This window comes from uncultured Aquimarina sp., assembly GCF_947492965.1.
Lineage (GTDB): Bacteria > Bacteroidota > Bacteroidia > Flavobacteriales > Flavobacteriaceae > Aquimarina.
In genome coordinates this window covers 491,145-503,336 of record NZ_CANLOZ010000002.1, presented here as the reverse complement: position 1 = coordinate 503,336, position 12,192 = coordinate 491,145, and the positions used below count along the sequence as shown (strand labels likewise).

The following is a 12,192-nucleotide window of genomic DNA, read 5'->3' as shown; positions in this document are numbered from 1 at the left end:
AATTCATAGAATAATTTTTTATTTTTTTTTGAAATTAAAATACTGTTCCTTTGACCATAATTTTATTGTAATGGCTAATTTAAAAGCGTGGATCTCTGCAGCTAGACTTAGAACCTTACCTTTATCTATATCAGGTATAATAGTAGGTTCTTCTATGTTCAATAATCTAAAAGTTAACACGAATCCTTCTTTAGAATATTCTGAAGGTTTCGGTGGAAAGCTTTTGTATTTCTCAGAGACATCTATTTTTTGGCTAGCGATAGCTACTACTTTGGGATTACAAATTCTATCCAATTTTGCCAATGATTACGGAGATGGTGTAAAAGGAACTGATAATGAAGATAGAGTTGGTCCGCAACGAGCTTTGCAAAGTGGTGCAATTACCAAAAAAGAAATGTTTAGAGGAATTGTGATTACAGCTATTGTAACTTTGTGTTTGGCCATTTGTCTTATTTATCAATCTTTTGGACAAGCATATTTCCTATATTCAGTTTTCTTTTTCTTATTGGGAGTAGCAGCGATCATTGCAGCAATTAAATACACAATGGGTAAAACTGCTTATGGCTACCGCGGGTTAGGAGATGTGTTTGTGTTTGTATTTTTTGGTTTGGTGAGTGTTATAGGATGTTACTTTTTGTTTACAAAACAATTAAATTGGCTAATTATCTTTCCGGCGATTACTATTGGAATGTTAAGTTCAGCAGTATTAAATCTAAATAATTTAAGAGATCATGACAGCGATAAAAAAGCTGGTAAAAATACCTTAGTAGTTAAACTAGGTGTTTCTGCTGCTAAAAAGTATCATTACTTATTGCTTTTTATTGCTTTGTGTTCTATGATAGTTTTTATTGTCAACACTTATGATAGCTACTTTGATTTACTTTTTCTTATTGCTTTTATTCCTTTGATAATTCATTTTTTTAAAGTTATAAAAACTGAAGATACTAAAGAACTGGATCCAGAATTAAAGAAAGTAGCTTTATCTACATTTTTATTATCGATATTATTTAGTATTGGTCAGATTTTTTAACTTTCCATTTTTAATTTAAAACCTTACACAATGAAGATTACCTTTTATGGGCAGAATACATTATTACTAGAAATTGGAAAAAATAAAGTACTAGTAGATCCTTTTATTTCTGGAAATCCTTTGTCCAAAGATAAAATTGATATTAGAGATATAAAAGTTGATTTTATTTTATTAACGCATGCACACCAAGATCATACATTAGATGCAGAGGCAATAGCAAAACATAGTTCGGCAATAATTGTTTCTAATTATGAAATTGCGATGTATTATCAGGATAAGGGTATTGAAGTTCATCCAATGAACCATGGTGGTAGTTGGAATTTTGATTTTGGAAAAGTAAAGTACGTAAATGCTATTCATACCAGTAGTTTTCCAGATGGAACCTATGGAGGACAACCTGGAGGATTTGTAATTGAAGGTGAAGGGAAGAGTATTTATATAGCTGGTGATACAGCATTAACCATAGATATGAAGTTGATACCTCTTTTTACGAAGTTAGATCTCGCAATACTTCCAATAGGTGATAATTTTACTATGGGTATTGATGAAGCCATTATAGCGAGTGATTTTGTGGAGTGTGATAAGGTATTAGGAGTGCATTATGATACTTTTGGATATATAGAAATTGATCATAACGAAGCAAAACAAAAGTTTACTGATAAGAATAAAGATCTCGTTTTATTGGATATTGGAAAGAGCGTAGAGTTGTAATGAAAGCTACCTATCATAAACATATTCTAGAATTTAAAAGACCTAGTGGTACTTCTAGAGGAATCCTAAAAACAAAAGAAACCTGGTTTATTGTCATTTCAGCAGATGGAAAAAAGGGAATAGGAGAATGCGGAATATTAAGAACTCTTAGTATTGATGATCGTCCGGATTATGAAGAGAAATTAAAATGGACATGTGATAATATTCATTTAGGAGTAAACTTTTTGTATTATGAGTTAAAAGAGTTTCCAAGCATACAATTTGGTGTAGAAATGGCATTTAAATCATTAGAAAGTGTAGATGGATTCAATTTGTTCCCATCTCAATTTGTAAATGGGAATGATGCTATTCCGATTAATGGACTCATTTGGATGGGAGAGAAGAAGTTTATGAAAGATCAGATTGTAGAAAAATTAGATCAAGGATTTGATTGTATTAAAATGAAAATAGGAGCAATTGATTTCGATGCAGAACTAGATCTATTAGCCTATATACGATCTCAGTTTTCGAAAGAAGTAATTGAGCTTAGAGTGGATGCAAATGGTGCTTTTTCTCCTGATGAAGCGTTAGATAAGTTAAAAAGACTTAGTGTCCATGATCTTCATAGCATAGAACAACCCATAAAACAGGGGCAGTACGAGATGATGAAAGATCTTTGTAATGATACACCTTTACCAATAGCCTTAGATGAGGAATTAATTGGAGTATTTGATGTAACAGAAAAAAGGAAATTACTACTAACTATACAACCACAGTTTATCATCTTAAAACCGAGTTTGATTGGAGGGTTTAAAGGTACACAGGAGTGGATTGATATTGCTGACGAGTTAAATATTGGGTGGTGGATTACTAGTGCATTAGAAAGTAACATTGGGTTAAACGCTATAGCCCAATTTACCCATACTTTGAACAATAGTATGCCGCAAGGTCTTGGAACGGGTAGTTTATATACCAACAATATAGCATCGCCTTTGCTAGTAGAAAAAGGCACATTAATGTACTCCATAAATAATCAGTGGTCAGTGCCATATTTATAATAAAATTGAATTTATATGTATATAGAACAAGCTTTAAAACCAAAAAATGAATGGTGGAATTATTTAATTGGTTTATTCATAATCTTTATTGGTTGGCAAGTTATAGGAGTTATACCACTTATTGTAGTCGCTTTTATGAAAGTGGATAGTTTACAAGAATTCGAAGCAGCGGCGCAAAATAATTTTGTGGAATTAGGAATAGATAAAAATCTATTTTTAGTATTAATGATATTCAGTTTTGCTATGGGACTATTAGCATTACTTTTTGCTGCTAAATTTCTGAATAGACAAACTATACGAGAATTAACAACTTCAAGAAATAAAACTGATTGGAGTAGAATACGTTTTTCCTTTTTCTTGGTTGTTGGTATGAGTTCAATATTGTTTTTGATTAGTTATTTTACGGAATCTGAGATTTATACTTGGAATTTTAAAGCTGTTCCTTTTCTGATATTGTTTTTAGTTTCAGTTTTATTGTTACCATTACAAACGAGTTTCGAAGAGTATTTATTTAGAGGGTATCTTATGCAAGGACTTGGAGTTATCACCAAAAATAGATGGTTTCCTTTATTATTTACTTCGGTTGTTTTTGGTTTATTACATGGTTTAAATCCAGAGGTTGCCAAATTAGGCAATGTAATGATGGTTTTTTATATTGGTACAGGTTTGTTATTGGGTGTTATGACATTGATGGATGATGGTATGGAATTAGCATTGGGATTTCATGCAGCTAATAATATACTAGCAGCGATTTTAGTAACTACAGATTGGAGTGCCTTACAGACAGATGCACTTTTTATTGACACTTCTGAACCGTCTGCAGGATTAGATATAATTTTACCAATATTAGTTCAATATCCTCTTATTATTTTTATTATGGCTAAAAAATATAAATGGTCTGGATGGAAAGAAAAATTGTTTGGAAAAATAAAGTCTGATATAGTATTAGAACAATAATAACAAAATGATAATACACAATTTACGTAAAGATAACTCATAGCTATGTAAGAAAATTGAAATTTGGGTATGCAAACAGAAGAGCCTTTTTCTATTCCTAAGATACATGAAAACTTCAGTATTAATAAGCAATATCTCGATAATTCGGGATTGCAACGTATTGCCTATAATTTCATTAAAGAAGGAGAGTTTTACGAGCATGAGGTAGGTAATTTTCTTTTGGATTGGCTAAATGAAAAAGATCATATTGTTGTACAAACCTCTGGTTCTACTGGTAAGCCTAAGAAGATCAAAATTTTTAAACAGCATATGGTTAATAGTGCTTTAGCCACAGGATCTTTTTTTAAAGTTAAAGAAGGAACCACTGCTTTATTATGTTTACCAGCAACCTATATAGCAGGAAAAATGATGTTGGTTAGAGCAATGGTGTTAGGATGGAAGATTGATTTGGTACCACCTAAAACGAACCCTTTGGATACTGTATACAAGCAATATGATTTTTGTGCAATGGTTCCTTTACAATTAGATAACTCCATCAATCGTTTGCATCTTATTAAAAAATTGATTGTTGGAGGAGGTACAGTTCCTGAAAACCTTAAGGAATTACTTCAAGGTATCAAAACAAAGATTTTTGAAACCTATGGAATGACAGAAACTATTACGCATATCGCCGCGAGAAGAGTAAATCCAAAAAAGAAGGATAAAAAAGATGCTAAGTATTTTAAAGCATTGCCCAATATTACATTAGTAAAAGATGAACGTAACTGTTTAGTTATTAAAGCACCACAGCTTAATGAGGAAACGATAGTTACAAATGATGTTGTGGAATTAAAAACCTATAAAAAATTTCTTTGGAAAGGTAGATTTGATAATGTAATTAATAGTGGTGGAATTAAATTATATCCAGAAGAAATAGAAACTAAACTTCAACTATTAATAGGGCATCGATTTTTTATTTCTGGAATCCCAGATGATCAATTAGGGGAAAGACTCGTATTGGTTATTGAACGTGATTATGATAAGGGAGTTAAGGAAACTCTAGAAGATGCTATGAAGCATTTAGAAATTTTAACCAGATATGAAACTCCTAAAGAAATATTCTTCCTATCGCAGTTCATAGAAACTGATAATGGTAAGGTCCAACGTTCTAAAACTCTGGAATTGATTACCCATAAATTATCCTAAGCGATGATATCTATTCCCTATTCAAAAAGAACACTTCCCTCAATATAGTTTGTTAGAAATAAGCTAAGAAAGTAGTTTTATTTCATAATCAAGAAATTAATCAATTATGAAAGCACTACACTATTTTATGATGTTTTTCCTAACAATAGGAATTTCATATGCACAAGAAGTAACGATAACAGGTACTGTAACTGATCAAAACACTGGAGATCCTCTTCCCGGTGTAAATGTTATAATTTTTGGAACTGCAACAGGAACCAACACGGACTTTGATGGAAATTATGCTATAAAAGCAAAGGTAAATGACGTATTAGAATTTTCATTCGTAGGATATACTACTAAAAAGATAAAAGTAGAAAAAGGAGTTTCTATTATTAATGTTGTTATGATGGCAGATGAAGCAGTATTAGAGGAAGTCGTTATAACTGCCCAAGCTGTTAAAAGACAACGCAATATTCTCGGATATTCTGTTTCTACAATTTCTGCAGAGTCTGTTTCTAAACGTAGTAGCTCTAAAAGAAGAAAAAACCGTCGAAAAAATAGAAGAAAACAAATTAGTAAACAATTAGCTGGTAATTCAGGAGCAAATAATTCTGTAAGAATAAGAGGCGCAAGTAGTAATTTATCGACAAAGCAACCATTATACATAGTAGATGGTGTTCCTGTAGCTCAAAAAGATGTGGCTAAGATTCAAAATATTAATCCTAATAATATTTCTGGCATAAACATCTTAAAAGATAAAAAAGCAAAATCACTTTATGGATCAAAAGCTAAGCATGGTTGTATTATAATTACTACGCATAAAGGAAACTATAAGATTGAAAATAATGAATCTTATAAAGAGATAGTGGAGAATAATTTTGAAAAAGTTACGATGTCACCATTATCTACCTTTTCTATAGATGTAGATAAAGCTTCGTATAGTAATGTAAGACGAATGATTAATAACGGTCAACAAATACCTGCAGATGCTGTTAAAATAGAAGAGATGATTAACTATTTTGATTATGATTATAAACAACCCACAGGTGATCATCCTTTTGCTATTCATACCGAATATGGAAATACTCCTTGGAATACTGATACAAAACTGGTTAAGATTGGTTTAAAAGGAAAAGAAGTGCCTCAGGATCAGATTCCTGCCTCTAATTTAGTTTTTTTGCTAGATGTTTCTGGTTCTATGGATTCTCCAAAAAAGTTACCATTGCTTAAAAGAGCTTTTAAATTATTGGTAAATCAATTAAGAGAAAAAGACAAAGTTTCTATTGTGGTTTATGCAGGTGCTGCCGGAATGGTATTAAAACCAACATCTGGAGCTAATAAGAGCGAAATTAACCAAGCATTAAATAATTTAGAAGCAGGAGGTTCTACAGCAGGTGGAGCAGGTATAGAACTTGCGTATAAAATAGCTCAAGAGAATTTTATAAAGGATGGTAATAATAGAGTTATTTTGGCAACAGATGGTGACTTTAATGTAGGGATGAGTAGTGATAAGGATATGAAAACATTAATTGAAGAAAAGCGAAAATCAGGAGTATTTCTTTCTTGTCTAGGTTTTGGAATGGGGAATTATAAAGACAGCAAAGTAGAGACTTTAGCTGATAAAGGAAATGGAAATCATGCCTATATAGATACAATGCAAGAAGCACAGAGAATCTTAGGAAAAGAGTTTGGAGGTACGTTATATACGATAGCTAAAGATGTAAAAATTCAAGTTGAATTCAATCCATCAAAAGTGCAAGCATATCGATTAATTGGCTATGAAAATAGAATGCTACAAGATGAAGATTTTGTTGATGATACTAAAGATGCTGGTGAATTAGGTAGTGGGCATACCGTAACAGCATTATACGAAGTGATTCCTGTGGGAGTAAAAAGTAAGTTTCTAAAGTATATTCCAGAATTAAAGTATACAGATACCAAGAAAAACAAAGATTTTGGAGATGAACTATTAACTGTAAAGTTTAGATATAAAAGACCACAAGAAAAGAAAAGTATAGAACTGGTTCATATCTTAAATAAAAATAACAAAGAGGTTTCAAAAGATTTTAATTTTGCCGCTTCTGTTGCATGGTTTGGAATGAAAATACGTAAATCTAAATATCTTGTAAATGATGATATTAACGATATTATTACATTAGCTAAGGAGAATAAATCAAGTGATCCGCAAGGATATCGTGCAGAATTCGTACGATTGATGAACAGCCATCAAACTTTGTAATAAAAATTTAAAAAAGATTTAGAATTATAAAGACATCTGCAAAGCGTTGTGGGTGTCTTTTTTTTATAATATTTTTATTCCTGCTTAATAAATCACACAAATGAAAAAACTACCCATCTTACTTTTACTTATTTTTTTACATGACATACAAGCACAGATTCTTCCCGAAAGAGATAGAGCAGAGGTAATAGATCAGGTACTTGCTGATCGCTTTAATACATTATTGCCCGAATTAATGGATAGAACTGGTTTTGACATGTGGATTTTAATTTCCAGAGAATATAATGAAGATCCAGTATTAAAAACGATGTTACCCGCTAAATGGCTAAATGCCAGACGTAGAACGATTTTAGTTTTTTACAGAGATAAGCAAAAGAATACCATAGAACAATTGGCTGTAGCCAGATATAATGTTGGAAAATACATTGATTCAGCATGGGACAAAGAAAAACAGCCTGATCAGTGGAAGGCATTGGTAGATATTATCGAAAAAAGAAAACCAGAAAATATTGGAGTAAATTATTCTACGCATTTCGGTATTGTTGATGGTATTGTAAAGACTGATTATGAAGAGTTTATGGAAGTGCTTCCAGAAACGTATAAATCAAAGGTTACTTCAGCAGAAAAATTAGCAATTGCTTGGATAGAAACCAGAACCGAACAGGAAATGGAAATCTATAAAGAATTAGTGCAAATCACACATGATATTATTGCTGAAGCTTTTAGTACCGATGTGGTAAAGCCAGGTACTACTACAACAGATGATGTAGTATGGTGGTTAAGACAGAAAGTTACCGATATGGGATTAGAAACCTGGTTTCATCCTACAGTAGATATACAACGAATGGATGAGCCGTTAGAAAATCATATCGTTTCTTTTTCAAATCGACCAAATGATAAAATCATAAAACAAGGAGATCTTATTCATTGTGATTTTGGGATTACCTACCTTAGATTGAATACTGATTGCCAGCAGCATGCATATATTCTTAAGAACGGAGAAATGGGGCCACCAGAATATTTGAAAAAAGCTTTCGCCGATGGTAATCGGGTTCAAGATATTTTTACAGGCAATTTTAAAACAGGTAAAACAGGAAATGAGATTTTATTAGAATCTTTAGCAGAAGGTAAAGCAGAAGGTCTTAAACCTGCTATTTATACACACCCTTTAGGATTGTACGGACACTCTTCGGGTACTACTTTAGGAATGTGGGATTCACAAGGAGGAGTTCCCGTAAACGGTGATTATCCTTTATTCGAGAATACAGTATATGCGATAGAATTAAATACTACTGTGACGATTCCAGAATGGAATAAGGATATTCGTATTATGTTGGAGGAAGCAGGCTTTTGGGGATCCAAAGGTTTTAGATATGTAAATAAGAGACAAACTGAGCTAATCACTATACCAAAAAGGCAATAATTATCACAAAAGAGCGAGATAATAGTGAAATCATCTCGCTCTTCATTAACGATAAGATATAATTACAATTCTTAGTGATTAAAATGTCTTATAATTCATCAGACAATAATTATTACTTATGGACAAATAGGGTTGCAGTCATCTCCAGGACCACCATCATCTCCATTTCCGTTTCCACCAGGTCTTCTTACGGTTCTTCCATCCGCCCATTTCGCAGCTTCAGGATTTACAACCCAGATCCGTAATCCTCTACTTGCAAATTCGTTTCGCTCCAATTGTGATCGAAGACGCAAAGTGATTACATCTTGACCTTGTGCATTTACATACTGTACGCGATCACTACCTCTATAAGTTCCGATAATGTTTGAACCTGTCGTAGTTCTAATATCGACGTATGCGTTATCTTCGAAATTATTACCCACAATCCAAATACAATAGTTGTCATCACATCCAGCTCCCGCTCGAGAAATTTTTGGTGTTCCATCTCGTGATACAAAAGCAGCATTATATCTACCTAAAAATAAATTATAATTAGGACAGTTTCCTAAAGTTAAATATTCTTCCACTACATAGCCTGGAGGAATTCCCTCTATAGAACATACAATTCTAAAGTCGGCATTATTCTTTTCTGATGATTGTAGCTCTAATTGTTCTTCTAAAGTTAAATTTTCCTCTAATAATTGATCTTCTTCTGGTTGACAACTAATTGCACCTACTAGTAATAATAATAAAAGAAGCTTTTTGAAAATATTTTTCATGATAGTTTCATATAAATTGTTAATAAACGATTTGTGTTTCTGCCGGCTTGAATACGGGTATAAAACTATCTTCAAATACTATAAGTTAAAAGGAAAGCAACATCAAATTTATAAATTTGCTTTTGTTTGGTTAAACATAAAACACTGATACATATAGCTTAAGACTTCTATGAATAAAAAATCCCTAAGAAATATATACTTCTTAGGGATTTCTTCTTATAAGGTTATAAAATCTTTATAACTCTATTTCTTCTGTTGTTCCGTCAGGATATGTTACCGTTGCTTTATTATCACAAGTACCATCTCCGTAATCAATAGAGGCACTTAACGCATTTTTAGTCATTACTAAGGTGCCACTAGTAATATATCCACAACTAAAAGTTCCTGCTAATGTAGGGTCCGTAGCTAAAGAGTAACTATCACTACCTAAGGTTACAATCCAGCTTCCTCCAATCGTATATGAAGCGTCTCCCGATCCGAATCCATTTATAGTATATGTTTTAGTTCCTTGTTCAGAAGCAGTAGTTCCATCGGCTAAAGTAATAGATAAGTCGGATGTAACCGCATACACGAAATTACCAGCATCCGTATCTATAGAATAGGTAGTGCTTTTACTTCCATTTACAGAATTACCTGCATAACTTAAGTTATCAAATGTAATAGTTGTAGTCACGGTATTGTTTTCCATTACCACAGAAACATTGATAGCACCGCTAATCGTTTCGCCATCTTCATTTGTACAGTCTGTAAATGTAAGTGTATACCCAGTATCTGTAATACTAAAATCTGCACATCCTGGTTTCCCAACTTTTGATGAGATTTCGCTACTAGATCTATTCATAGAAATATTATCCAACGTCATTTCATCTATGAAGCTAGATATTTTCTCTACCTCCAAGCTTTTCATTACATCTTCCTGAGTGATGTCTACAGCAGAGGTGTTATTGCTATCATCGTCGCTACAACTTACCACAAATAGTCCGACCATAACCGCAACAAGAACTACTTTTAAATTTAAAAATACTTTGTTCATTATTGATATTTTTTTTGAGTTATTATGTTCAAAACGAAACTATTTTTTATTTATTACAATTGGTCATAAATTACCATTAGATAAAAAAAAGAGACTTCAATACAATTGAAATCCCTTTTTTTTATAAAAATTAAAGGATTACACCTGTATTACACCTAGATTAAAAGGTTTTTCTATTGGAGCGTGATCGGCAGCTTCAATACCCATAGAAATCCATTTTCTTGTTTCTAAAGGATCGATAATAGCATCAGTCCAGATTCTAGCTGCTGCATAATATGGCGAAATCTGCTTATCATAGCGTGCTTTAATCTTATCAAATAATGCTTTTTCATCCTCTTCAGAAAGTTCCTCACCTTTCTTTTTAAGAGATGCAGTCTCTATTTGTAATAAAACTTTGGCTGCTTGCGCACCTCCCATTACAGCTAATTCAGCACTCGGCCAAGCACAAATAAGTCTTGGATCATAAGCTTTTCCACACATAGCATAATTTCCTGCACCATAAGAATTTCCAACAACAACTGTAAATTTAGGAACTACACTGTTACTTACTGCGTTTACCATTTTGGCACCGTCTTTTATAATACCACCATGCTCACTTTTACTGCCCACCATAAAACCAGTTACATCTTGTAGAAAAACTAACGGAATCTTTTTTTGGTTACAATTGGCAATAAAACGGGTAGCTTTATCTGCAGAATCAGAATAAATAACACCTCCGAATTGCATTTCTCCTTTTTTGTTTTTTACAACTTTACGCTGATTTGCCACGATTCCAACTGCCCATCCATCTATACGAGCATACCCCGTAATTATAGTTTGTCCATATCCGGACTTATATTCTTCAAAATCAGAATCATCAACCAAACGATGAATAATTTCCATCATATCATACTGCTCATTTCTAGCTTTCGGAAGAATTCCGTAGATCTCTTCAGGATTCATTTTAGGTTTTACAGATGGTACTCGATTGTATCCTGCTTTTTCAAAATCTCCTATTTTAGAAACTATATTCTTAATGGTGTCCAAAGCATCCTTATCGTCTTTTGATTTATAGTCTGTTACACCAGAAATTTCGCAATGCGTAGTAGCACCACCTAAGGTTTCATTGTCTATACTTTCTCCTATTGCTGCTTTTACTAGATAACTACCAGCCAAGAAAATACTTCCTGTTTTATCTACGATTAGAGCTTCGTCACTCATTATAGGTAGATAGGCTCCTCCAGCAACACAACTTCCCATTACTGCAGATATTTGAGTAATTCCCATACTGCTCATTACAGCGTTGTTTCTAAAAATTCTACCAAAATGTTCCTTATCCGGAAAAATTTCATCCTGCATAGGCAGATAAACACCAGCACTATCTACAAGATAGATAATTGGTAATCTGTTTTCAATTGCAATTTCTTGTGCTCTTAGGTTTTTCTTTCCAGTTATTGGAAACCATGCACCAGCTTTAACAGTAGCATCGTTAGCTACCACTATACATTGTTTACCACTAATATAACCTATTTTGATAACCACACCTCCGCTTGGACAACCTCCATGTTCAGGATACATTTCATCACCAGCAAAAGCACCAATTTCTATAGCTTTAGAATCATCATCTAATAGATATTCGATTCTTTCTCTTGCCGTCATTTTTCCTTTGGCGTGTAATTTTTCAATTCTTTTTTCTCCACCACCTAATTTAACCTTTGCAAGCTTTTGGCGCAAGGAAGATACTAACAGTTTATTGTGGTCTTCGTTTTTATTGAAGTTTAAATCCATTTGTGTGTATTGTTTGCACGAAAATACAAAAATCAATGAGTTTTTAAATCATTAATAACAAAACCAAAAA

General features: G+C 32.7%; 10 protein-coding genes. 7 read left to right on the top strand and 3 right to left on the bottom strand.

Annotated features, from left to right (window positions below; translation table 11 throughout):
• Positions 1-70 precede the first annotated feature (70 nt).
• The 7 genes from menA (at position 71) to Q1B37_RS06555 (ending at position 8,564) form a co-directional block, all read left to right on the top strand.
• On the top strand, positions 71-1,030 hold the full coding sequence (gene menA, locus Q1B37_RS06585) for a 1,4-dihydroxy-2-naphthoate octaprenyltransferase (protein ID WP_299896925.1): 960 nt from the start codon (positions 71-73) through the stop codon (positions 1,028-1,030).
• A gap of 30 nt (positions 1,031-1,060) precedes the next feature.
• The gene (locus Q1B37_RS06580; RefSeq protein WP_299896922.1) at positions 1,061-1,741 is read left to right on the top strand and encodes a metal-dependent hydrolase; all 681 of its coding nucleotides are present in this window, start codon (positions 1,061-1,063) and stop codon (positions 1,739-1,741) included.
• Entirely contained in the window at positions 1,741-2,778 is a 1,038-nt protein-coding gene (locus Q1B37_RS06575) for an o-succinylbenzoate synthase (RefSeq protein ID WP_299896919.1), read from the top strand. The genes Q1B37_RS06580 and Q1B37_RS06575 overlap by 1 nt, the downstream gene beginning before the upstream one ends.
• Before the next feature lie 15 nt (positions 2,779-2,793).
• Positions 2,794-3,735 (top strand): CPBP family intramembrane glutamic endopeptidase, encoded by a 942-nt coding sequence (locus tag Q1B37_RS06570; RefSeq protein ID WP_299896916.1) that lies wholly within the window; start codon positions 2,794-2,796, stop codon positions 3,733-3,735.
• A 69-nt stretch (positions 3,736-3,804) separates the two neighbouring features.
• Positions 3,805-4,920, top strand: a complete 1,116-nt coding sequence (locus tag Q1B37_RS06565; protein WP_299896914.1) for an AMP-binding protein — start codon at positions 3,805-3,807, stop codon at positions 4,918-4,920.
• A 106-nt stretch (positions 4,921-5,026) separates the two neighbouring features.
• Positions 5,027-7,141, top strand: a complete 2,115-nt coding sequence (locus Q1B37_RS06560; RefSeq protein WP_299896911.1) for a von Willebrand factor type A domain-containing protein — start codon at positions 5,027-5,029, stop codon at positions 7,139-7,141.
• A 100-nt stretch (positions 7,142-7,241) separates the two neighbouring features.
• Positions 7,242-8,564, top strand: coding sequence for a M24 family metallopeptidase (locus Q1B37_RS06555; RefSeq protein ID WP_299896908.1), 1,323 nt, complete (start codon positions 7,242-7,244; stop codon positions 8,562-8,564).
• A gap of 116 nt (positions 8,565-8,680) precedes the next feature.
• On the opposite strand, the gene Q1B37_RS06550 is transcribed toward Q1B37_RS06555, so the two are convergent.
• From Q1B37_RS06550 to Q1B37_RS06540, 3 genes are all read right to left on the bottom strand, one after another.
• On the bottom strand, positions 8,681-9,322 hold the full coding sequence (locus tag Q1B37_RS06550; protein ID WP_299896905.1) for a hypothetical protein: 642 nt from the start codon (positions 9,320-9,322) through the stop codon (positions 8,681-8,683).
• A gap of 235 nt (positions 9,323-9,557) precedes the next feature.
• On the bottom strand, positions 9,558-10,355 hold the full coding sequence (locus Q1B37_RS06545; protein WP_299896902.1) for a hypothetical protein: 798 nt from the start codon (positions 10,353-10,355) through the stop codon (positions 9,558-9,560).
• A gap of 138 nt (positions 10,356-10,493) precedes the next feature.
• Positions 10,494-12,122 carry a carboxyl transferase domain-containing protein gene (locus tag Q1B37_RS06540; RefSeq protein WP_299896899.1) on the bottom strand — a complete coding sequence of 543 codons (1,629 nt, stop codon included), beginning with the start codon at positions 12,120-12,122 and terminating at the stop codon, positions 10,494-10,496.
• Positions 12,123-12,192 lie beyond the last annotated feature (70 nt).

Excerpts from the sequence above, each read along its gene's own strand:
- Q1B37_RS06575 (WP_299896919.1), top strand. The coding sequence starts at position 1,741 with ATGAAAGCTACCTATCATAAACATATTCTAGAATTTAAAAGACCTAGT.
- Q1B37_RS06550 (WP_299896905.1), bottom strand. The coding sequence starts at position 9,322 with ATGAAAAATATTTTCAAAAAGCTTCTTTTATTATTATTACTAGTAGGT.
- Q1B37_RS06580 (WP_299896922.1), top strand. The coding sequence starts at position 1,061 with ATGAAGATTACCTTTTATGGGCAGAATACATTATTACTAGAAATTGGA.
- Q1B37_RS06555 (WP_299896908.1), top strand. The coding sequence starts at position 7,242 with ATGAAAAAACTACCCATCTTACTTTTACTTATTTTTTTACATGACATA.
- menA (WP_299896925.1), top strand. The coding sequence starts at position 71 with ATGGCTAATTTAAAAGCGTGGATCTCTGCAGCTAGACTTAGAACCTTA.
- Q1B37_RS06545 (WP_299896902.1), bottom strand. The coding sequence starts at position 10,355 with ATGAACAAAGTATTTTTAAATTTAAAAGTAGTTCTTGTTGCGGTTATG.
- Q1B37_RS06565 (WP_299896914.1), top strand. The coding sequence starts at position 3,805 with ATGCAAACAGAAGAGCCTTTTTCTATTCCTAAGATACATGAAAACTTC.
- Q1B37_RS06570 (WP_299896916.1), top strand. The coding sequence starts at position 2,794 with ATGTATATAGAACAAGCTTTAAAACCAAAAAATGAATGGTGGAATTAT.
- Q1B37_RS06540 (WP_299896899.1), bottom strand. The coding sequence starts at position 12,122 with ATGGATTTAAACTTCAATAAAAACGAAGACCACAATAAACTGTTAGTA.
- Q1B37_RS06560 (WP_299896911.1), top strand. The coding sequence starts at position 5,027 with ATGAAAGCACTACACTATTTTATGATGTTTTTCCTAACAATAGGAATT.